The 20,797-nt window shown below is 62.0% G+C and carries 17 protein-coding genes; 8 read left to right on the top strand and 9 right to left on the bottom strand.

Annotated elements, in window-relative coordinates:
* The first annotated feature begins 116 nt into the window (after positions 1-116).
* Both AXK11_RS01750 and AXK11_RS01745 read left to right on the top strand, forming a co-directional pair.
* A complete protein-coding gene (locus tag AXK11_RS01750) occupies positions 117-3,632 on the top strand; it encodes a PPi-type phosphoenolpyruvate carboxykinase family protein (protein ID WP_068628733.1) in 3,516 nt (1,171 codons plus the stop codon).
* Between the two features lie 16 nt (positions 3,633-3,648).
* Complete coding sequence (locus tag AXK11_RS01745; protein ID WP_068628731.1) at positions 3,649-4,884, top strand: lactonase family protein; 1,236 nt, start codon at positions 3,649-3,651, stop codon at positions 4,882-4,884.
* 99 nt (positions 4,885-4,983) lie between these two features.
* Here the strand turns inward: AXK11_RS01745 and AXK11_RS01740 are convergent, their stop codons facing one another.
* Positions 4,984-6,195 carry a PD40 domain-containing protein gene (locus AXK11_RS01740; RefSeq protein ID WP_082780750.1) on the bottom strand — a complete coding sequence of 404 codons (1,212 nt, stop codon included), beginning with the start codon at positions 6,193-6,195 and terminating at the stop codon, positions 4,984-4,986.
* A 149-nt stretch (positions 6,196-6,344) separates the two neighbouring features.
* Between AXK11_RS01740 and AXK11_RS01735 the strand changes: the two genes are divergently transcribed.
* Together AXK11_RS01735 and AXK11_RS01730 are read left to right on the top strand one after the other, a co-directional pair.
* Positions 6,345-7,490: an Mrp/NBP35 family ATP-binding protein gene (locus AXK11_RS01735; RefSeq protein ID WP_068628727.1), complete on the top strand. Its 1,146-nt coding sequence runs from the start codon at positions 6,345-6,347 to the stop codon at positions 7,488-7,490.
* 230 nt (positions 7,491-7,720) lie between these two features.
* A complete protein-coding gene (locus AXK11_RS01730) occupies positions 7,721-7,939 on the top strand; it encodes a DUF4032 domain-containing protein (protein WP_068628725.1) in 219 nt (72 codons plus the stop codon).
* A gap of 97 nt (positions 7,940-8,036) precedes the next feature.
* On the opposite strand, the gene AXK11_RS01725 is transcribed toward AXK11_RS01730, so the two are convergent.
* From AXK11_RS01725 to AXK11_RS01700, 6 genes are all read right to left on the bottom strand, one after another.
* Positions 8,037-8,357 (bottom strand): type II toxin-antitoxin system PemK/MazF family toxin, encoded by a 321-nt coding sequence (locus AXK11_RS01725; protein ID WP_068628724.1) that lies wholly within the window; start codon positions 8,355-8,357, stop codon positions 8,037-8,039.
* A 12-nt stretch (positions 8,358-8,369) separates the two neighbouring features.
* On the bottom strand, positions 8,370-8,720 hold the full coding sequence (locus AXK11_RS01720; RefSeq protein WP_068628721.1) for a hypothetical protein: 351 nt from the start codon (positions 8,718-8,720) through the stop codon (positions 8,370-8,372).
* A gap of 278 nt (positions 8,721-8,998) precedes the next feature.
* Complete coding sequence (gene rpmG / locus AXK11_RS01715; RefSeq protein ID WP_068628719.1) at positions 8,999-9,163, bottom strand: 50S ribosomal protein L33; 165 nt, start codon at positions 9,161-9,163, stop codon at positions 8,999-9,001.
* Between the two features lie 259 nt (positions 9,164-9,422).
* Entirely contained in the window at positions 9,423-10,769 is a 1,347-nt protein-coding gene (locus tag AXK11_RS01710) for a PTS sugar transporter subunit IIA (RefSeq protein WP_068628717.1), read from the bottom strand.
* A 71-nt stretch (positions 10,770-10,840) separates the two neighbouring features.
* Positions 10,841-11,212, bottom strand: a complete 372-nt coding sequence (locus tag AXK11_RS01705) for an NADH-quinone oxidoreductase subunit A (protein ID WP_068628715.1) — start codon at positions 11,210-11,212, stop codon at positions 10,841-10,843.
* 43 nt (positions 11,213-11,255) lie between these two features.
* Positions 11,256-12,368, bottom strand: coding sequence for a DUF362 domain-containing protein (locus AXK11_RS01700; protein WP_156469136.1), 1,113 nt, complete (start codon positions 12,366-12,368; stop codon positions 11,256-11,258).
* 214 nt (positions 12,369-12,582) lie between these two features.
* Between AXK11_RS01700 and dnaG the strand changes: the two genes are divergently transcribed.
* From dnaG to AXK11_RS01685, 3 genes are all read left to right on the top strand, one after another.
* Positions 12,583-14,583, top strand: coding sequence for a DNA primase (gene dnaG / locus AXK11_RS01695; RefSeq protein ID WP_068628713.1), 2,001 nt, complete (start codon positions 12,583-12,585; stop codon positions 14,581-14,583).
* A gap of 16 nt (positions 14,584-14,599) precedes the next feature.
* A complete protein-coding gene (gene rpoD / locus AXK11_RS10320; protein WP_068628711.1) occupies positions 14,600-16,426 on the top strand; it encodes an RNA polymerase sigma factor RpoD in 1,827 nt (608 codons plus the stop codon).
* Positions 16,427-16,782: 356 nt separating this feature from the next.
* The gene (locus tag AXK11_RS01685) at positions 16,783-17,019 is read left to right on the top strand and encodes a twin-arginine translocase TatA/TatE family subunit (protein ID WP_068628708.1); all 237 of its coding nucleotides are present in this window, start codon (positions 16,783-16,785) and stop codon (positions 17,017-17,019) included.
* Positions 17,020-17,259: 240 nt separating this feature from the next.
* Here the strand turns inward: AXK11_RS01685 and AXK11_RS01680 are convergent, their stop codons facing one another.
* Positions 17,260-19,677: a TonB-dependent siderophore receptor gene (locus AXK11_RS01680; RefSeq protein ID WP_068628707.1), complete on the bottom strand. Its 2,418-nt coding sequence runs from the start codon at positions 19,675-19,677 to the stop codon at positions 17,260-17,262.
* A 188-nt stretch (positions 19,678-19,865) separates the two neighbouring features.
* On the opposite strand from AXK11_RS01680, the gene AXK11_RS01675 reads away from it, so the two are divergent.
* Positions 19,866-20,300, top strand: a complete 435-nt coding sequence (locus AXK11_RS01675) for a hypothetical protein (RefSeq protein ID WP_156469135.1) — start codon at positions 19,866-19,868, stop codon at positions 20,298-20,300.
* A 4-nt stretch (positions 20,301-20,304) separates the two neighbouring features.
* Here the strand turns inward: AXK11_RS01675 and AXK11_RS09955 are convergent.
* Positions 20,305-20,797, bottom strand: a 493-nt coding sequence (locus AXK11_RS09955; protein WP_231865716.1) for a hypothetical protein, incomplete at its 5' end; no start/stop codon positions are given.

Genomic DNA, 20,797 nt, shown 5'->3' with positions numbered 1-20,797 from the left:
ATCCACGATTCTACAAGCTGGGCCCACCGAGCCGCCGCAGCCGCGCTAATAGCGCGCGGGCGGGGCGCGATTTTGCTGGTGGGGCGGGCGGGTGCCGCGCTTTGTTCTGAGTCCAAATGAACGGCATTCCCACTACCGAAGAGTTAAGCCGCATCGGGTTACGCGCTGCCCCCACCGAGCCCCAGGATGAGCCATTGCTGCCTCTCTATATTAACCTGAGACTGCGTTACCTCGGCTTGCCGACTTTTCCGCTCAAGGAAGGCCCGGCAGCGCTCGACGCGCTCACCAGCGGGCTCGTCGCCCTCAGTCGCGAGAAGGATCGGCTGCTCTCGCACGTGCTCTGCCCCGCCGACCGCCGCATCCAGAACTACCTCGACTCGCTCCTCGGCGAGGCCGCCCCGCAGCTTCCGGCTACGACCTTCGTCCTCGATCGGCACGGGCTGGCGCGCACGCTCTCGCTGCCGCCAGATCGCGACCACTTCGAGTCGCCGATCGTCAGCTCCTACCGCGTCCGCCAGGGCGTCCTGCACAACCCGCGCAGCGACCGCCGCACGACTGAGGGGCTTTTCCACATCGCCGAGAGTGGGCTCCCGATTCCGGACGACAAGAAGGCCGTGCCGGTCGATGTCTTTGGACAACTGCTCGCGCACGCACTGCGGCCGCCCGCCGAGCTGGCCGAGCTCCCCTTTCTCTCAACACTCGCGCAGCAATCTGGCGCGAACGCCACGGAAACGACGCGGCCCACGGGCTGCTTTTTATCGCTGCTGCTGCGGCCCGTCATTTGCCCGAGCGTCGCGGGTGTCTCTGCCGAAAAGTCGATGGAGATCCGCTTCTTCGCGCCGGGAAATCTGGTCTGCAACCTGGACTTCGTGGAGAGCATTTTCGGCAATGCGGGCGACCCGCGCTTGCCCGAAAACGATGCGGCACTCGACCCCGAGCACTGGAGCGGGCACACGGGCTGCGTCATCCTCGCGCCGCATCTCACGCGGCTGACCAAGCGCGAGCTCGGGCTCCCGCACAGGGACGAGGCGAGCCCGCGCCAGCAGCGCGACGGCATGTGCTGGCGCGAGCCGGACGAGCTCTACAACGACGGCAAAGCCTTCAAGGTGACCGCACGCGATGCCTCCGGCGTCATCGTGACGCTCCTCTCCGACAACTACTTCGGCTACTGCAAGAAGGAGGTTAAGACCCAGATCAGCTACGCGACGAACCTGTACGGCCTCGCCGAAGAGGAGCACGCGGGCGGGGCGCTCTTGTTCACGCGCTACGACCTGTCGGAAGATTTTGAGGCCACACGCGTGTTTAAAAAATACCCGCACCGGCTGGAGGATGCGCTCGCGCTGCTCGGCGAGCACGCGCTGCCCCAGCCCGACGGCAGCGCACTCGACCGCGAGTACCCGGGGATCGTCTACGTGCCCGCCGATGCACGCTTCACCCTGACCGAGGGCGCGAACGTCACCTGGCAACACGCGGGCCGCACGGTCACGCATCCGCTGCGGGTCGGCCACGTGTACATCCTGCCCTCGGGATACAAGGTGCACCTCGAAAAACCGCGCGACAGCCGCACCTGGCGACTCGTCGGCACCAACGCCGAGGGCATGCTCGCGCACAAGCCCTGCACCGTCTCCGGCGGCGGCAAGTCCGAGATCTCCAAGAGCCTCTCCGACGCGACCCACGGTGGGCCGGTCTTTGTGATGGATTTTGAAAACGACTTCGCGCAAGTCGCCGAGCTGCTCGCACACGACTACAGCCAGCGCTTCGCCGACGCGGCGCGGCGCGGCAGCGACCAGCGCCCCATCCTGAGCGACCAGCGCTCGCTCGGCTCGGTCATCAAGCTGCTGACGCCCTCGCGCGCCGAGTTTTCCCCCGAGTACAACGCGTGGCTCCAGACCATCCCGCAGCACATCAAGGAGCTGGTCTTCACCGTAAAACGCTTTTACCGCCCCGAGTGGGGCGCGGACTGGCGCACGCGCTTCGGCGTGGACATCGTCAACGGCACCGCAGCCAATGAGCTGCGCTTCGAGGGGCACCGCATCGATGCGAATTTCCTGCGCGTCGGCTTTCGCCCCGATGGCGGTTGGCGCACCTTTGGGCTGCGGATGGACTTCCAGCCCGCGCTGAAAATCCAGGTCGAGGACGACATCACCAGCTCCGTCGTCGTGCCCCGCGCCGCGCTCGGCCAGGGGCTCGCCAGCGCGACTGCCGAGCCATCGCTCAAGTTTGTCCACAACTGCGAGTACCGGCTCTTCCAGCGGCCCGACGAAGCGATCCGCCGCGGCTACGACCACCAGACCGAGAGCGACTTCGCCCAAGAGGATAACTTCTTCTCCAACTACGAAGCACTCACCACGGCGGATGCGCGCGCGCTCGTCGAAGACGCGCTGCGGCTCGATCAGTTTACACCGCCCATGCAGGCCCTCATCCGCCGCGCCTGCGAGGGCTCGCCCGAGTACTTCGTCTCCTCCGCGCATCCACGGCTCGTTGAGGGCCGCCCGTCGAAAAACCCGCGCTACCTGCAAGTCCGCTCCAACCTGCGCGCCCCGCGCGAGACCTACGTCGCCCAAGTCGGGCTGCACCTCGCGCGCAAAGTCCCGCTGGGCCAGCCCGTGTACACGCCGGTCAACGCCGTCCTCGCCGGCCGCCGCAACAACCCCGCCGCGCCAAAGGCGGGCATCCGCTCGCTCGCCGTTTACGGGCCACTGCACTACATGGAGCTGCCCGAGCTGTTCATGGAGTTTATTTGCAGCCTGACCGGGAAATCGCCCTCGACGACCGGCGCGGGCTCCGAGGGCGCGCTGACCAAAGGCCCGTTCAACGCGCTGCCGCCGATCTACGATCTCAACGCGACGCTGGTCTCCTACGCGGTCACCGGCTACGCGGGCTTTCTCTCGTCGGCGGGCTGCGTGGGGCCCAAGGCCCGCGTCGATCACGACATCAGCCTGCTCATCCCCGAAGTCTGGTGCCGCATGGGTACCGAGGAGCGCCGGCCCGAGTCGCTGATCGCGGGCGGCTACCTCGAGCGCTGCGAAGACTTCGAGCACGCAGGCCGCCCCGTGCTCGCCAGCCGGCTCGGCTACCGGATCACGCGCCGCTTCGTGTCCCACTTTTGCGGGCGCGTGTTTAACCATCCGCACGTCGTCTTCAGCGAGGAAATGCTGCGCCCCGAGAAGCAGTCCCTCGACGAATTTGCCGACGGGATGGACAACATCGTCTCCACTCAGCGCGCAGTCGCCGAACACTACTTCGCCGATGGCAGCATCGCGCTCGCCTGCCCGCCGCTGCGCGCACTGCTACACCTCATGCGCGACGGTCACTACGAGGGCCAGACGCTCGCCGACGCCGCCTTCCGCGCGCTCTTCGACACGGCGGCCATCCGCCAGAGCGACTGGTATCGCAAGCGGCTCGACGCCAAACAGCGAATCGACTGCGCGCAATGGCAGCGGCACTGCGACTACCTCGAAAGCTTCCTCCAGCGCGAGAGCTACGCGAGCGAAGCCCAGCGGCTCGGCATCGCCGAGCGGCTACGCGCCGCGCGGGAACGCCTCGCCCACGTGCAGTCCCCCGCCTACCTCGCCGAGCTTCACGGCACAATCGGTGCCGAGCCCTCCCTCGCGCCTATACCCACTTCGTAAACACAGCCCGAAACGCATGAGCACGGTGAACCCTCCCAAATCCGAAACGACCGCAGCCGCTCCGACTTCAACGACCACACGCGCGGCTGGCGCAAATCCTCAAAACGAAGTGACAGGCGAGTCGGCGGACGCGCGGGCAACGAACGCGCGCCCAGAAAATGAGTCGAAGACTCCTCCTCCTCCGCCGCCGCGGCGGATCTATGTCGGCACCTACACCGGCAAAGGCTCCCAAGGCATCTACACGCTCTTGATCGACCGGCCCAGCGGGGCGCTATCCACGCCCGAGCTCGTCGCCACAACCGACAATCCGACCTGGCTCAGCCTCTCGCCTGACAAAAGCCGGCTCTACGCCGTGAGCGGCAGCGAGGCCCTCGCCAGCACCTTCGCCATCGATCCGGCAAGCGGCAGGCTCTCGCCTGAACACGATTCGAGCGGCGCCGGAGGCAAGCCTCCCTGCCACCTCGCAGTTGACCCCAGCGCGCGCGTCGTCATCGCCTCCCACTATCACAAAGGCCTCGTCGCCAGCCTGCCGATTCGCGCAGATGGCAGCCTCGGCCCTGTGCAAAGCCGGATTGATCACAACCAACCCGGCATCCCCACAGGCCCACACCCCAGCCGCCAGGACGCCGCCCACGTTCACAGCGCGACGCTCTCGCCCGACGGTCGCTACGCCTACGTCTGCGATCTCGGGCTCGACCGCATCTATGCTTACGCGCTTGCCCCCGAGCAGGCCACGCTCAGCCCCGCGCCTGCGCCCTTCACCGCTGCCGCTCCCGGCGCGGGCCCGCGACACGCCGCTTTTAGCCGCGATGGAAGGCATCTCCTCGTCGTTAACGAACTCGACAACAGCCTCTGCAGCTACGCCTACGATGCCGAGACCGCCGCACTGACGCTCATCGACACGCAGCCCACGCTCCCTGCCGATTTCTCGGGCGAAAACACTGCCGCCGAAGTGCGCGTCCACCCCAACGGACGCTGGGTCTACACCTCCAATCGCGGACACGACAGCATCGCCACCTTCGCGCTCGATGCTGCGAGCGGACGCCTCAGCCCGCTGGGCCACACGCCCTCCGGCGGCCGCAACCCGCGCCACTTTTCCGTTTGCCCCTGCGGACGCTGGCTCGTCACCGCCAATCAGGATACGGGCACCATTTGCAGTTTCCTGATCGACCAGGAAACCGGCCTCCCCGCCACCGCGCCCAGCAGCACCGCCACCATCCCCAGTGCCGTCTGCATCACCTTCGCCGGATAGCTGCGCCCAAATAAAGCAGCCCGCTCCGCGCCTCACCGGGCACCGTTGGGTAGATCGCAGATGGGCACGCCCCGCACCTGCGCGCCTGCTGCGCGGTGGTTAGCGCAGGAGAGCGTTTGCCTGGAGAGCGGTGCCGAGGCCGGCGGGGCTCAGCGTCGTGGAGCGGCCCGTCTCGGTGTCGAGCAGGCACAGGCGGCTGGTCTGGCGATCGCGCGCGGTGTATATCAGGTGCCGCCCGTCGGCCAGCCAGCAGGGCTCGATTGCGTCGAAAGGCGCGCGGGAGACCTGGCGCGCGGGCTCGCGTTTGGAGAAGTCGTAAACGGCGATCTGGAAGCCGCTGCCAATCCGCATGGTGAAGGCAATTTTGTTGGCATCGGCGCGGCTCCAGTCGGGCTCCGAGCAGTAGCCGCTGATGTTGGTCGGCACACGCCGCGCAGCGCCCGCGCCCGCCGCCACGGGCATCACGTAGAGCTGCGGGCCGCCCGCCGCATCGGAGGTGTAGATGAGCCGCGAGCCATCGGGCGAGAAGCAGGGCGAGGCTTCCACGGCATCGGTGCGGGTGAGCCGCCGGATCTGGCGCCCCTGCGCATCGCTCACGTAGATTTCGGCATTGCCTTCGCCGCTGAGCACCATGGCGACCAGCCGCCCATCTGGGCTGAAGCGCGCGCCGCTGTTGGTGCCCTTGAAGCTCACGAAGTTGCTGCGCTGGTAGTTGCGCAGGTCGATCTGGAAGATGTCGGGAAAGCCGGAGCGGAAGTAGCTGGTGTAGATGATCCGCGAACCATCGGGCGACCAGCGCGGGGTGAGCGCCTGCGAATTATCACGGGTGAGCTGGCGGACTTCGCCAAAAAACAGATCGGAGGTGTAGACTTCCTTTCGGCCCGTGCGCTCGCTGATGAAGGTGAGCTTTGAGGCGAAGAAGCCGCGCAGGCCCTGCTCGTTGGTGCGCTCGACGGCGACGTCGGCGGCGCGCAGCAGCGCATGCCGCAGGCTGTCGCCCGAGAGCGTCTGCGAGTGCAGATGGCCGCCGCTGGCGTTGGTGATGTCGACTCGCACCTGGTTGGCGCCTGCCTGCACGAAGCGGATGTCGTAGCGGTAGCCGCTCGCCGTGACCCGGTAGCGGCCATGTGCGCCGAAAGCCTGTTGGGCGAGCGCGTTCAGCTCCGGCGTGGTCGACGACACGCGCACGGGCACGACCTGCACATCGGAAGCGATGACGACGTCGCCCACATTGCGCTGCGCCTGCGCCACAAAAGGCAGAGCAGCCGTGAGGCACAGCAGTGAGAATAACCAGGAGAGCGAAAGTTTCATGATAGCCTTAAAAATCGGTAAAATTGAGGGATTTTGGGATTTCGCCCAAGCAGGCATGCGAGAGCTTGTGAGCGAAGCCTCTGCCCCGAAGGGCCATTTCTATTTGCAGGGCGCCGAGGCATAACAACTTAATTCCCGCGCATTTTTCCGTGACTGCCGACGACATCAAAACCCAGCTCGCCCAAGTAAAGTACCCCGGCTTTAGCCGCGACATCGTGTCCTTCGGGCTCGTGCGCTCGGTGGCCTTTGTCGAGGAAAGCGGGACGGCCAAGGTCTCGCTTGCGCTGACGACCAGCGACCCGCAGGTGCCCTTGCAAATCAAGACCGCCGTCGAGCAGCGGCTGCGCGAGCTGCCCGGAGTGCGCGAGACGATTGTCGATCTGGCGGTCACTTCGGTAAAGCCGCCCGCACAGGCTGGCGGCAGCAGCGGCGCAGCGGGCGGCAATCTCGCGGGCGGGGCCCAGCTCCCCGGCGGCATGGCGCACGCCGTGGCAATCGCCTCCGGCAAGGGCGGCGTGGGCAAGAGCACCGTAGCCGTCAACCTCGCGTGCGCCGCTGCGCAAGTCCTCGCCGCCCGCCAAGGTCGCGCGTGGGGCGGGCAAAACTCGCCGCGCGTCGGCCTCATGGACTGCGACATTTACGGGCCCAGCATACCGCTGATGATGGGGCTGAGCGGCCGCCCCGAGATCAAGGGCGAGGGCGCAGGCGCGATGATCATCCCGATGGCGCACCACGGCGTGAAGGTCATGAGCATGGGCTTCCTCGTGGACGACAATACGCCCGTCGTCTGGCGCGGGCCCATGATCATGAAGACCGTCCAGCAGTTTATCCAGAACGTGGACTGGGGAGAGCTCGACCTGCTCTTGATCGACCTGCCCCCGGGGACTGGCGACGCGCAGCTCTCGCTCGTGCAGACGATCCCGCTCGACGGCGCGATCCTCGTCACCACGCCGCAAGTGGCCGCCACTCAGGTCGCGCGCAAAGGCGGCCTCATGTTTCAAAAAGTAAACGTGCCCTTGCTCGGCGTGACCGAAAACATGAGCGACTTCGTCGATTCCTCGGGCCAGCACCACGCGCTCTTTGGCAGCGGCGGCGGCGCGGTCACCGCCGAGCAGCTAGGCACCGTGTTGCTGGGCAAAGTACCGCTGCTCTCCGCGATCCGCGAAGGCGGCGACATCGGTCAGCCAATCGTCGTACGCGAGCCGGACGGCGAAGTCGCCCGACTTTTCCGCGACATGGCGGAGGGCCTCCTCGACGGGCTGAAAAAGCCCCGGGCCGCGGGGAATCCGGCTTGAGCTCAATCAATTGGCTGGCAGTGAGTTGGCCGGCCGGCTGCCGTAAAAGCATACTCAGCCAACGCGGCGGCGGCAGTCATCCGTGCATTCACATGCAACCCGTGAGCCGCTCATAATACAAAAGGCAGTTATGCCATTAGTTATATTGAGGTGACACACACTCAGTATTCCAAGCGTTGACAGTGCCTCGCGAGCAACCCGGAATCTCGCCCCGACCTAACCTGCTCGGAATGACACAAGCTCCACCTAAGACCGAACCTGCCCAATCCAGAGAATTTGTAAAAAAATCCAGCCTCTACCAAGAGTTTCTCGCCGAGCGCGAAGAGATCTTGAAGCACAAGTGGCTGGAGTCGGAACGGCTCGGTTACGACATCGGCTTCGAGCGCGCCCTGCTCGACTGGATCCGCAAACACCGCGAAAGCTGGCGCGCCACCCGCCGCAAATCCTGAGCCCAGCCGACTGGCAGGAAGACGGGGGAAGGTGGAGAGCGCAGCCTGCGACGTTCTCTTTAAAAATGTGTACACGCACCATCAGGTGCCTCGCCCATCACAGCTCCAGGTGTGCTCGTATCGCCTCTTCCACCGCTTTGAGCTCGGGCGGCGATAGCCAACCGATCCGATCTCTTACGCGAGTTTTGTCCACCGTTGCTATTTGATCGGCCACCGCCTTGCTCATTTTTCCCGAGAGGTGTACAATCGCCTCGCCGATAAATACATTGGCGATGCTCTGAGTAAAAGGAACCACCGTCACTCGTCCCACGTTTCGGTTAGACGCGTCCCGGCTTACAATCACTGCCGGGCGTGTTTTTTGGATTTCGCTGCCTATGGAAGGATCAAAGGCAACCCAGTAAACTTCGCCGCGTTTCATAATTGCCTCCCATCAATCATCCGACGGGATGTCGCCAATCACCGCTTCGCACCACTCTTGAGCTTCTGCCTCCCGCTCCCGATCTGCCGCCATGGCACGATAGCTCGCTTCTATTTCTGCCGGTCCCAGCTCTGTACGAACAAGCGGCATCCCCTCTCGCCAAGCCCACGTGTTTTCAGGCACGGCAGCGACCTCGGCTTCCCAAGAATCCTCGGCAGTGCGGGTGGGCTTTCGCATTTGGGGTTGTGACAGATTTCGGCTCAGCAAATCGACCAAGTACTCGCCAAGCCTGTGTTCGGGGATCTTGGCCAGCAGGCCAGCGTAGGCTGAGTCATCCAGCGTAATAGTCAGTTGTTTGGCCATGAGTCATGAGGGTATCTCCGCGAAGGCACTCCTCAAGTCCCTTTAGTCTAAACTGGAGGGCAAAACAGCCGGAATGTTTCCCCAAAAAAGCCGGACTTTCCAAAAGTCCGGCGGCGCGGCAGCCTCATATTTTCGAGGTACTTTCGCGGGCGCGGCGCAGTGTCCACACATACACCGCCCAATACACACCGCGTGTACAAAGCGTGGGTTGTCCGAAGACCGCTGTGTAGCACTTGCGCAGCCCTACCGCCCCTCCCGCCGCGCACGCCCCTCCCGCCTTACTTGATCTCTTTGTGCAGCGTGTGGCGCTTGAGGTGCGGGTTGTACTTCTTCTTCTCGATACGCTCGGTCACGGTCTTCTTGTTGCGCGTGCTGAGGTAGCGGGACACCGGTTTACCTTCTTTGCGGGCTTCGGTGCATTCGAGGATGATTTGGTCTTGCATGGTTTTCTAAAAATTTGACGTGGGAGAGAGGCTGGCGAGAAAAGCCCGCGCCGCCCTCAGGGCAAGGTCGATTATTTGGCACGCCCTACAAAACCGTCCGGCCAGTCTCAACCTGCGCCCGCCGCGGGTAGGCCGCTCAGCAGGCCTGCGCCTGCCCCCAAACGAGCGCGCGACTTTGCGCAAGCCGCGCCCTCCACGCATTTCCGGCATGTACGCTTGTCCTGCGCGCGCGCTAGCCGCGCACCTGACTCATTCTTGCTCACTGTGCACGGCGATCCATCAGCGGGAGCATGACGCCGCGGCGAAACAAGGTCACCTGGCCGGAGCTCGATACGACGATGGCGATGCACTGCGCCTTCAGGCTGATCGCGGCCGCAGCCGCATGCCGGCTGCCCAGCCCGCCGGGGAGAGAGTGATCGGTATCGACCGCCTGGATCAGGCTGCCTGCGGATTCGAGCACGCCGTCGCCACCGATCAAGAAGGCTCCGTCGATTGACGAAAACTCCTTCACCGTCTCATCCATAAAGGGATTCAGGATGTTGCGGTCTTCTTCTTTGTAGCCGTAGAAGGGGTTGAGGACGAGTGGCTTGGAGAGCTTTTCGACTTTGTGGATGTCGCCCACGACGAAGAGCGAGCCGACGGGTTTTCCCTCGCGGCCTTCGATGGCCAGCTCTGTGGCCACGGCGATCACGCGCTCCAGCACTTCGGGTTTTACGTCAAGCGGCAGCAGGTCGTTGCGGCCGGTGAGCAGGGTCTGAAACTCGCGCTCGATCTCGACTACGGTGAGCGTGTCGAACTGGTTACTGCCCGCCACGCCGCCGATGCAGCAGATGCGGTCGGTGAAGTTTAGCGCGCCGTGCGTCAGCGCCATCAGGATCGCGCTGCGGAGCTGCGACATGCGCTGGTTGGAAAACGCGCGGACCTGGAGGGTGATATTAAAGTCTTCCTTGTCCTCGCTGGCGGGCTGCTCGACGGAGTTTCGCGAGACGAGGATCGTCTTGATTTTCGAGCGTAAAATCCCCGCCGGGATGCCGCCGATAAAGGTGTCGCCGAAGACCATGATAGCGCTGCATGCGGCGCCGCTCGCCACGCGCTGCGCTTCGCGAAAGAGAAGCCGGTTGGTGCGGTTTTGCTGCGCCTGGACGGGGCGGATGCCATCGAAGCCGCCGACGAGCCGCTCATAGAGCGTGTCGAGATCGGGCGCGGTGGTGAGGTTTTGGACGAGCTCGGGCTCGCGGACCTGGCGCGCGATGGAGGCGAGGACTTGCAGGTAGTTGGGCGCGCGGTCGCCCGCCAGCAGCATGAAGATGAGGTTCACGCGCTCCTCGTCCTTTACGCCCTCGTGGCGGATGCCGGTGCGGCTGCGCCCGATCGCGAGGATGTAGCGGCGCTTCATCTTCACGCGCACGTGCGGCAGCGACACGCCGTGGCCCAGGTACGTGGTCATCGTGCTCTCGCGCGCGAGCAGGCCGCGCAGGAGCGACTCTGGCTTCAGGTCGTCAAACTTTTCGGCGCAGACGCTGAGCAGCTCTTCAAGTGCGCCGCGCAGCGTCACGCTGTGCAGGTCGATGATGCGGCTGCGTGCGATGATTTTTTCGAGCCGCATGGTGCGTCAGTCGCCCTGGGTGTGTGGCCTGGAGGAGGCTTGGGTTTCCTGGCGTGTGCGCCGCGTGCAGCTCACTTCTCCCATTCGAGCGCGCCCTTCTTGAGCTCGTAGAAGAGCCCCAGCACGAGCACGCCGATGAAGAACATCACCGGCGCGAAGATCGTGATGTGGTTTGCCAGAAACTCGCGGTACACGAAGCACAGCGGGATGAGGAACACGACCTCGATGTCGAAGAGGATGAAGAGCATCACGGTGACGTAAAACTTCACCGAAAAGCGCGAGTGCGGCGCGCCCTCGGAGGCGACGCCACATTCGTAGGCCGAGTCCTTGATCTTGTTTTTCGCCGCGCGCTGGCCGAGCAGGTGGGTCGCCACAATCAGCACCACGGCGATTGCTGCCGCCAAGGCAGCCTGGATGAAAAACGGCAGGTACGGGGTGATCATCTTGCGGCAAAACTCGCCAGCGCGCGCGGGGCTGACAAGCGGTTTATTGCGAGAGCTTAATGATATTGGCCGCGGCGGTATCGGTAGAGCCTACGCCGAGCAGCTCGGCAAATTCGAGCGTGCGGATCTCTTCGGAGATCGGGGCAAAGCCCGAGCGCTTCCGCCACTGGTTGATCCGCTCCAGCATCAGCGAGTCGAGCATCACCGGATCGCGCGAGAGCCACAGCAGCGGCTCCGAGACGCTGTACAGCGAGTTGAAAAAAGGCCCGCCGATGAACTGGTAGTGCTGCAAGCTGACGAGCGTGAAGGCCCAGGTCTCGCGCAGCTCGGGGATGGCGCTCATCTCGGCCACGGCGGCGGGCGCATTGGCCGGACTGCGGAAAAAGCGCGCGGTGTTCGAGGCGTTCCACAGCGTGGCGTTTACCAGCGCGCCGTTTACGCCGAGGGTCGAGTGGTCGGTGTAGACGGGCAGGTTTATCCAGAAGTCCGCATCGAGAAAGAGTGGCGTGGCGAGGAAGCTCTTGCGGTCTTCATCGGGCGTCGTGTTGGCGGGGATGTTGCGCGTCTGCGACTCGACGAAGATCGGGTCAAAACGCTGCGGCAGCGGGCTGTCGTAAAACCACACCGGATCGTAGAAGCGGCCCGACTCCAGCACGTACACCTTGTGCCCGGGAAAGGCGGACTCGCCGCTCGCCAACGAGGGCAGGTAGCCCGTCATCCGCAGCCGGAGCTGGTTCAGCCCGACGAGAAAAATATCCTCCTTGGCAAAACCGCGCCGCTCCAGTGCGGCGATTACAGAGCGCACCAGCGGGATCGGGGTCGCCATGCCCGGCCCCGAATCGGCGTAGATCTTTAGCCCGACTTTTTTCTTCTCGCCCGGCTGCAAACGCCAGCCGCTCTGCGCCTCAAACTCGGCGATCTCGCGCTCCACCGCGCGGTCGTAGCTGGCTTGGCTGAAGTCGCCCAACTGCACTTCCCAAATCGGCAGCGGCGCTGCCGCAGCGGCCTTTGATTCGGAGTCCGCGGGCGGGCGACCGGAGCCTCCCCCATCTCCCCCCGCAGCCGTGGCCGCGCGCCCTGCTTCTTCTTGCGCACGGAGCGCAGGCGGAAGGCCAAACCCAATCAGTAAAAACGCGGCAAAAACAAATAAACGCATGGGCAAGAAGAGGGCAGAAAGCAGGCAACAGTTCCTCGCTGGGGCGCAACCCTTGACAGGGCCACTGCCCCCTTGAAAGTGCATTCTTCCTCGCGCCCGCGCCAGGCCAGCCCGCCCGAGTCGGCTGCCCAAGCTTTTCGAAAATCCGCCGCGCCGCGCATCCGCCCCCTTCCGCCTTCTCCCACCTCTCTTCCGCCATTTCCGCCGCCATTAAATGCCCGCCATCAAGCCAAGCTGCGTGCGCGACCTGAAGTTGCGCGTCAACATCGCCGACGTCGTTTCCCGAGTCGTCACGCTGCGCGGCGCAGGGGCAGCGCGGCTCAAGGGGCTGTGCCCCTTTCACAACGAGAAGACGCCGTCCTTTCACGTCGATACAAACAGGGGCCTCTACAAGTGCTTCGGCTGCGGCGTCTCCGGCGACATCATCAGCTTCGTCCGCGAGACCGAGCAGCTCAACTTCACTGAAGCGGTCGAGACGCTCGGCCAGCGCTTCAGCATCGAGATCGAGTACGAGGCGGGCGCAGGCCCCAGCCGCGAAGAGCGCTCGCTGCGCAGCGAGCTCTTCGAGCTCCACGACCTGGCAGCCGCGCACTACCACGACTGCTTTCGCGCAGCCGATGCGACTGGCCAGTTCATGCGCCGCTACTGGAGCGAGGCGCGCCGCTTCGCCCCCGAGCTCGCCGACGAGTTCAAGATCGGCGCCGCCGCGCCCCAGCATTCGCCGCAAGACGCCTCAAGCCTCGCCGCCGTGCTTCTAAAAAAAGGGTTTGGCGAAGACGCGCTGCGCCGCTGCGGCCTCTTCTTCATCGGCGAGCACACGCCGATCTCGGCGGCCACGCTGCGCCCCCGATTTCGCGGGCGGCTCATGATTCCCATCCGCGACAACCAGGGCCGCGTCGTCGCCTTCACCGCACGCCAGACCGAGCTCACGCCGCCCGACGATCCCGCGCGCGAGGCCAAGTACATCAACTCGCCGGAGACCCCCATTTTCACCAAAGGCCAGCTCCTCTTTAACCTCGACCGCGCGCGCACAGCCGTCGGCCCGGAGCATCCCTTCGTCCTCGTCGAGGGCCAGCTCGATGCGATCCGCTGCTGGAGCGTCGGCCTGAAAACCGCCGTCGCGCCCCAAGGCACCGCCATCACGGATACGCAGCTCACGCTGCTGCGCCGCTACCACGCGCAAGTGGAGTGCTTCTTCGATAGCGACGCGGCGGGCCAAAAAGCCGCCCTGCGTTTCCTCCCGCTCGCGCTGCGCGCGGGGCTCGAAGCCCGCTTCCTCACCCGCCCCGACGCCCGCAGCACGCTCGACCCCGACGGCCTCTTTCTGGAGCGCGGTCTTGAGGCCTACGAGGCCCTGCACCGCGATGCACTCAGCGCCATGCACTACGCCTGCCGCGCGCTCCTGCCCGAACCCGCCACGGCGACCGCCGAAGAAAAATCCCGCGCGGCTCGCGAGGTCATGGAGATCGTCGCCGCTGCGGATTCCCAAATCGTCCAAAGCGAATTTATCTCCGAAGCGGCCAAGCACCTCCACATCGCCTCGGCGGCGATGCAGCGCGATTTCCAAAATTTCCGGCTCAAACAGCGCCGCTACGCTGCCCCTGCTGCCGCCGCCTCTCCCAATTCGCTTACCCATCCGGGCGTTTCGCCAGAAACCACGGGTGCGGCGACCACCGGAGCCAAAACGGCGGCAATGCCAGAAAAGCTGGGGGGGCCTGCGGATCTGCGACCAACGGGAGCAGCCCCGGTAAACCGGTCAAAGACCGCAGCTCGCCCCGAAGAACACCTCCTCCTCATCTGCCTGCACTTCGAGCAGCTCGGCGCACTGCTGGCGCGCACCCTCCCGCACGACTGGATTGATACGCGGCATACCGCAGGCGTGCTGCTCAACCGCTTCCTGGCCGAGTTTGAAAACGAAAACTGGCCCGGCCGCGATCACCTCGCCCCGCTCCTCGAAACGCCGGAAGAAGAAGCACTCGTCGCCTCGCTGCTCTTTGATTCGCCCACTTTTGACGACCCGCAAAAAATCGCCACCGAAGCCCTGCGGCTCCTGCGCGCCCGCTTCTACGAGCCACGCCTCCAGCAAATCGCTCTTGATTTAGCTCGACACGATGCGGACAGTCCCGCCCCCCCCGATCCCGGGGCCCTCCTGCAAGAACAGCTAGAACTCAAACGCCAGCTCCTGCGACCGCTTGTCCTCCCGACGGCGGTCTGATTTTTCCATATCACTTATGCCTCGCAAGACCAAGTCCTCCAAGTCTGCCAAAGCTGCCGCCTCCACGCACGCCGACGCCGTCGAGTCCGTCATCGAGCAGAGCGGCGACACCGCAGCCAGCGTGAGTGCCGACCTCGCGGCCACCGGCATTAACGAGAAAATCCGCCAGCTCATCCGCCTGTCCAAAGAGCAAGGCTACCTCACCTTCGACGACATCAACGAAGCGCTCCCCGAGTCCGTCGAAAATCAGGAGGAGATCGATAACATCCTCTCCATCCTCCAGAATCTTGAGATCGAGATCCTCGAACCCGACCAGGTCGATGAGTACAAACAGCGCATGGAGGAGGCCGAGGAGGAGGAAAGCCGCTCCTCGCAAAACGACATCCTCGACGACCCGGTGCGCATGTACCTCAAGCAGATGGGCCAGGTCCCGCTGCTGACGCGCGAGCAGGAAGTCGAGATCTCCAAGCGCATCGAAACCGCCGAGCTCAAAGCCCAGGAAGCCCTCTTCCAGGCCAGTGCCGTCGGCGCACACATCGCCCACCTCGGCCAGCGCCTCCTCAACCGCGAAGAGCGCTTCGACCGGCTCGTCATCGATAAAAAAATCGAGAGCCGCGACGCCTATTTCAAGACCCTGCCGAAACTCGTAGAAGCCACCGAGAAAGGCGAAAAAGGCGTCGCTGCTGCCTGGGACGAATACCTCAAAGCCCGTAGCGAAGCCGACCGCAAACGCATCCTCACCAAGTTCCGCAAGCGCGAGGCCCTCCTGCGCCCCTACTTCAGCAAATTCTTCTTCAAACTCAAAGTTTACGAAGAGTACCTGGAACAACTGAACCCCGTCATCGAAAAGATCGAGCACCTGCTCGCCCAGCTCGAACGCGCCCAGAAACCCAAGACCAAGAAAGACGCCGCGATCGACACCAAGGCGATCAAGACCCAGCTCAAGCAAATCGGTGCCGCCCAGCGCATTGAGCCCGAGGAGCTCCTCAAGGTCATCGCGCAGACCCGCGTACACGTCCGCGAAGCCCACCAGGCCAAGACCGAAATGGTCGAGGCCAACCTGCGCCTCGTCATCTCGATCGCCAAGAAATACACCAACCGCGGCCTCTCCTTCCTCGACCTCATCCAGGAAGGAAACATGGGCCTCATGAAGGCCGTCGAAAAATTCGAGTACCGCCGCGGCTACAAATTCTCCACCTACGCGACCTGGTGGATCCGCCAGGCGATCACCCGCTCCATCGCCGACCAGGCCCGCACCATCCGCATCCCGGTCCACATGATCGAGACCCTTAACAAGGTCATGCAGGTGCAAAAACAACTCCTCCAGGAATTTGGCCAGGAGCCCACTCCCGAGGAAGTCGCCGACGAGATGAACCTGCCCGTCGAGCGCGTGCAGCAAATCATGAAGATGGCCCGCCAGCCCATCTCGCTTCAATCCCCCGTCGGCGATGGCGACGACACCAGCTTTGGCGACTTCATCGAAGACAAATCCGCCGAAAACCCCTACGACATGACCGCCTTCTCGCTCCTGCGCGAAAAGATCGTCGATGTCCTCGACTCGCTCACCGAGCGCGAACGCCGCGTCCTCTCCCTGCGCTTCGGCCTCGCCGATGGCTACAGCCGCACCCTCGAAGAAGTCGGCAAACAATTTAAAGTCACCCGCGAGCGCATCCGCCAAATCGAAGCCAAAGCCCTGCGCAAAATGCGCCACCCCACCCGCATCCGGCAGCTCCACGGCTTCTTCGACGCGGAGCAAATCGACAACGCGCAAAACCTCATGAAAGTCGCCGCCGGTGCCAACGCCCTGCGCTCGGGAGCCTCCCCGCTGCTCCCGCGTCGCTGAGCCAGCGGACGAAGCCGACGAGGTCGACCGCTCTCCAGCAGCGCACCAACGAGAGTGCGCTGCCCATGGAATCAGCCGAAGACTGCGGCCAATGAGCGCGTCGCGATAAAGAGGCAGGGACAACGCGGGGGCGCTTCGCCGTAATGACGGGCGGCCAACGAGCCGCCCGCAGAAGGGATACCGATCGAAGACCGCTCGCAGCGAAAAGGAGTCGTCGGCCCGCGCGCGTGACGGCAGTTACGGCAGGCTCCTTCGCCCGAGCGTGGCCGACAGTTGGCGCGCAGCGGCGGCAGGGCTAAAAAGAATCGAATACTCCCCTTTACAGAGGAAGTGAAGCGCCTAGCCTTCACCTCCTTATGGAAACGCTCACCACAGTGCCCCAGCTCGCAGTTTTTGGAATCGGAGTGCCCGAGCTACTCCTCATCTTCGGCGTCCTCATCCTTCTTTTTGGCGCGACCAAGCTCCCCTCACTCGCCAAAGGCCTCGGCCAATCCATCAAGGAATTCAAAAAAGCCAGCCAGGAGACCTCTGAGGACGAGGCACCCAAGCCCACTGCCGCTGCTCCGAAAGACAGCAACAGCCCATCCGCTTAGCCCCACCGTTTCCCCTGCAATCAGGGGAAAACTCGTCCTGCGCGATAGGGAACCCTTGGGAGGCGAAAGCAGGGCGCGCTCCCGGGGCATGCCAGAAACACCAGTCGGCCCCGCCTTGTGGGCGCAGCCTTTGCAAGCGGTGAATCTCTCGTGCCTTCGTAATGAGGCAAAAAAAGCAGGCCGCTTGGAGAAAGCGGCCTGCTGGCAGGATCAAGAGTAGCTCTGAGCAAGCCCTGTACTCTAGAATTTAAAGGTCGTTGTTAACCGGATATTACGAGGCGGAGTCATCGCGATAGAGCTACGCCCACCGCTCCGCTCCGGCTTCATCACATCCGTCAGGTTATCGATATTAAGCTGAAAACTGATAGCACCCAACGTATAACTTGCCCCTGCGTTATAAACCGTCTGCGCGGGCAGATAAAAACTGGCTGTCTCTATGGCACCAAGTGCTGTCGGGGCAGAAGACCGATTTTCACCCGGTGAGCCCTCAGAATGGGTGAATCCCAAGTGCAGTTTTAGGTTTTTCAGCCTTTCTTGAGAAAATTTGTACATCACCAGTCCATTAAACATGGTATCAGGGACGTTTGCCTGCCTACGGCCAAGTGGATCTCTCATCTTCTGTTGAGTAAAGCTCCCGAGGATGCTGAGGTTGGTTGTTAATTGGCCGGATATATCCACCTCAAAACCTTCGTTGGTAATATCCAGCAGAATATCGGGGTAGATAGGGTCTGCCCCCACGGGGAGCTCTGCGTTTCGAGAATCCTGCTGAGGTTGGTTGCCCTTCTTGATTTCAAAGTACGAGGTTGTAACAGAAAGCCTCCGGTCGAAAAAGTCGAATTTCAACCCAAGCTCTTCCTGCTTTCCATCTTGAGACGTTGACAGCGTACCCAAATCTTGACCAGCAAACCATTCCCCTCGGCCAGAGTTCACCGCATGGGCCGCGTAAATGGAAATATTCGATCTCGCTTTGAAGAGTACAGCGTAGGAGGGGACGCTCTTGGTATGCTCCCAGTCATCACGAAGGGCTCCCCTAAAATGGTCCATATATTTATTCTCGACCTTATGGTAAGATACCCCTCCAGACCAGATGACACGCCCCTTGAATGTATCGATTTGAGTATTGATGTAGTACTGTGTATCGATCCACCCGATAAGCTCCCCATGATTTCCGCCCTCTCTAGGCTCATCAAATCCTCTCCGTATCCATGCCACTGATGACGGGCGGGTAGGATTATCCAGGAAGGGCAGCGAGGGATCGTAAGCGTCTGTTATATTCTCACCCGGAACATCCCAATTCCTAAACCGATTCTTTTGCTTACTACGTGCAACTCCAGTAAGAATATTGAGCGTAACTAGAGGCTCATCCGGGTAGCCGCCAAAATCAAATTTACCGGCCAGATCTGCTTGGTAGTGAGCCTCTTCCACCCAGTAGTGTGCTTGGCCTTCGGTTAACCACACGTCTGTAATCGTGGCGGGGGCGAGGGGGTCTACCGGAGTGGATACATAAGGGTTGGACTGTTCGTGCCAAGGTTGCGTCGGGTCTTGCAAGTCCCACCTTAGCGTTTCGGTCCATTTTCCTGTCATCGGATTTACACGATTGCCTAAATCGTCCCTAAAGATGCGCAGGCCACCACCCAAGCTTTGATAGTGAACGTAATGTTTGTATCCAGCTAATCTCAGATTTAGATGGTTCCCCAAAGCCGTAGTGAGCTCTGCCATGGCACGCCTGACTTTCTCATCGCGGTAGGCCCACAGAGGAGCCCCATTGCCCCCGAAGGGAACATAGCCGGGACGATAGTCTTTAGGGGAACTAGAAACGGTTCCATCAATAGGGAAATCATCCGCCAAGTACATATTCGCTCCTGCGCCTCGGTGCTCCCAATTATTGAAAAACCCTTTAAACTTGAACTGGGTTTTCTCCGTAATCGCCCAAGTCAGCATCGGATTTATACTCTTATTGGAAATATGACCGGGATCATACGAGCGCGCGTCTCTATAGGTCCCAATCATGCGATAGGCTAAATTTTCAGTACCGGGTATGCGTCCTGTGGCATCTATGGTGCCTTTATTGGCAAAATACTGGTCAGACATTTCCGCCTTGATCATGTACTCGGGGTCACCAAACTTGGGCGACTTGGTCAGGATATTCCACACGCCCCCTGGGGGGCCGCTGGGGGCGAGGATGCCGTGAGGGCCTTTAATCACCTCCGCCCGGTCCACCACTGCCGGATCGAAGCTGCTGTCATTGGCTCCCGCACCGAAATTATCGACAGTCACGCCCGCAATGCCGAAGCCACGGATGGTTAAGCGATCTCCAGCCCCAGTCATACCGCTCCCCGTAGAAGCGCTGATGCCAGAAAGGTATCGGGTCGCATCAAAAAGGGAGGCTGCACCAATATCGTCGATAAACTCGCTGGTGATCACCTGAATTGAGATTGGTGTATTGATCAACTCGCGCCGGATGCGCGAAGCTGCCGAGTCGGTCACCGTATAGCCAGTGACGCGCTCCGAAGAAACTTCAAAGGGCGAGAGAGAAACCGTTTCCTCTTCGTCGACTTGGTCGGCAAGGAAGCCGCGAGGGCCCGTGCTCTGGGCATACCCGATAAGAGGCACACCGAAAGCGAACAGTGCAGGCAAAAGCCAAGCTTTCACTTTCATGGGGTTTGGGGGGTTGGGGGTTTTGGGGTTGTACAGGAACCGCGCCACAGGAGCAGAGCGGACAGGGAAACTCTCGAAAAGTGAGCTGAATTTATTAACAAAAAGATAAATTTTAAAAGTAAAAATTTAAACTTTTTGATATTTATTTTTAAGTCGTGAGTCAGTAGCAACTTGCTAATTTTTTTGGGGTGAAGACCGTTGGGGAAATTCGCCTGGAAAACCTCGTAATGCTGCGCTCTGAGTTCCGTTTTCAGAACGAGTTCGCGGCTCATATCGACAAAGCCCCCGCCCAGATAACCCAGTGGCTCTCCGGAGTCCGCTTGATCGGCCACAAGGCCGCCCGCGAGATAGAAACCGCATGCGGCAAGCCTGCCGGGTGGCTCGACAATGATCACTCGATTGCCGCCACCAACGCTGTCGCGAACGCCTTGGGCATTCGCTCCGCCCTCAGCCCCCTTCCGCTTTCAGCCGAGGAGGCCGAGCTCACCCGCCATTATCGCCACTGTACTGCGGAAGCCCGCCCCCTCCTGCTTGCCGCTACGCGAGCAATCGCGCAGGCCTCCCGCAAATCCCTCCCTCCTGCGCCAACTGCTGTAGCCAAAAGTGGAGTGAAAGAGGCGTAAGTGATCAGGAAAGGGCAAGGGCGAGCTTGGCCCGCCCTTTTCGCCTCCTGAAAGCGGCCAAGCTTAAGGCAGAAACCGCAAAAATGGCTCCGCAGGTGGACGCTTCTGGGACGGGTGTCCAAGGCTCATAGGTATGATGTATTTCATAATACCCATTCCCCTCGGAGCGCTCGACGCGGAGCTTCACATACTTTCCATTTAGTTTATACTTCAAATGACGGACCAAATCATATATATCTCCATTATGATCTAACAGACTCAGATGTCCTCCGCCGTAACGATCATCAGTTATCCCAAGAGACGCACTTCCAGTAAAAACAATTTCATTAATTGTAAGGTAAACATTTGACACACTGTCATCAAAGTGAATGACACCAGACCTATCGACAACAACTCTGTCAATTATCAAGTGAGTACCACTTGGAATCTCTAAATATTTATTCCCACCAAAAAATCTAACCTCTTCTATACGCATCTGTGCTAGTCGCCCCCAGCCC

Source organism: Cephaloticoccus primus (assembly GCF_001580015.1).
Taxonomy (GTDB): domain Bacteria; phylum Verrucomicrobiota; class Verrucomicrobiia; order Opitutales; family Opitutaceae; genus Cephaloticoccus; species Cephaloticoccus primus.
The sequence above is the reverse complement of the archived record's forward strand: the minus strand, read 5'-3'. Positions and strand labels throughout refer to the sequence as shown.